Below are 1642 nucleotides of genomic sequence, written 5' to 3'. Positions count from 1 at the left end.
CTCCTGACCAGCAGCGATAGCGAACTGCAACTGGAGTATGCTCCAGCTGTAGATCGTGATCTTGCTGGTCGGGGTGGGTGCGGAGACGGGTGCGGCCACCGTTGATCACGTGACTTGTGTGGAGTAACGATGAGGCGGTGGCCGCGGGTCACAGCATAGATCCCGTCCGTTGGCGGGAGGCGTTCGAGGTGGCCATGGGCCGGATCGCGGGCCGGTTTGCGCGGGTCGAAGCCTGCCGGCGGGCCGGGCGACTGGTTCTGGGCCTGCTGTCTGACCTGCCGCGGAAGAACTGCTGGACGATCGCGGTGCGACACGAAGTCGACCCCGCATGGCATGCAGCACCTGCTGTGCCGGGCTTCCTGGGACGCGGACGCGGTCCGTGACGATGTGCGCGACTACGTTGTTGAGCACCTCCGCGACGAGGCGGCGGTGCTGGTCGTGGACGAGACCGGGGACGTGAAGAAGGGCAGGCACACCGTCGGCGTCCAGCGCCAGTACACCGGTACAGCCGGGCGGATCGAGAACTCCCAGGTTGCTGTCTACCTCGTCTACGCGGGTGAGCGGGGGCACGCGGCGGTGGACAGAGAGCTGTACGTCCCGCGCTCCTGGACGGGTGACCCGGACCGCTGCCGGGCCGCGGGACTCGGCCAGGACACCGTCTTCGCGACGAAACCGGAACTCGCCCGCGTGATGATCGAACGGTTCCTGGACGCCGGACACCAGGTGGGCTGGGTCACGGGTGACGAGGTCTATGGCGGCAACCCGACACTGCGGGCCGCCCTGGAAGAACGCGGCCTGGGCTATGTGCTCGCGGTGGCCTGCTCCAGTGAGATGACCACCCGCGCAGGCACCTTCCGCGCCGATGCCCTGGCACGGAAGGTGCCCAAGCGGGCCTGGCAGACGCTCTCGGCCGGCCCCGGCGCGAAGGGACAGCGGTTCTACGACTGGGCCGTCGTCGGCCTCGCCGACCCGACGCCGGGCCACCGCCAGCTGCTGATCCGCCGCAACCGCACCACCGGTGAACTCGCCTACTACCACTGCCACTCACCCGAACCGGTGTCGCTGACCACCTTGGTGAAGGTCGCCGGATCCCGATGGCGAGTGGAGGAAACCTTCCAGAGTGAGAAAGGGCTGGCCGGCCTCGATGAGCACCAAGTCCGCCGCTACCCCTCCTGGATCCGCTGGGTGACCCTCGCGATGCTCGCCCACGCCTTCCTGGCCGTGGTCCGCGCCGACGAACACGCCCGCCGACCCGCAACCAACGACCTGGTCCCGCTCTCCTGCAACGAGATCCAGCGTCTGTTCATCACCCTCGTCATCCAGCCCCTCCACAACGCAGCCCACCGGCTCGGCTGGTCCGACTGGCGCCGCCGCCATCAGCAGCGAGCACGCACCAGCCATTACCGACGACAAGCCACATCCCAGACATGAAGATCACGATCTACAGCTGGAGTCTACCCTCGGGCTTTCATGAAGTGGGTTGTCCGAAGGGTGGTCGCGTAAGCGAAAAGTGCCTCTGACCTGCAAGAATGAGGATTGTCTAGGCCCTTGTTCCTGCTACTGTCGGAGGCACTTCTCAGGTGAAGAAGGGTAGCGGGTTCTATCCGCGTGTGGGGGCGGGGTCGGGCCGGTCGACAGTGGT

General features: G+C 66.9%; 1 pseudogene. It reads left to right on the top strand.

What is annotated here, in order from left to right:
• Positions 1–194: 194 nt before the first annotated feature.
• A pseudogene (locus ABD299_RS02485) lies at positions 195–1431 on the top strand (IS701 family transposase).
• Positions 1432–1642 lie beyond the last annotated feature (211 nt).

This window comes from Streptomyces sodiiphilus, from assembly GCF_039529215.1.
Classification (GTDB): domain Bacteria; phylum Actinomycetota; class Actinomycetes; order Streptomycetales; family Streptomycetaceae; genus Streptomyces; species Streptomyces sodiiphilus.
Note: the sequence above shows the minus strand (reverse complement) of the source record. Positions and strands in the feature narration are given on the sequence as shown.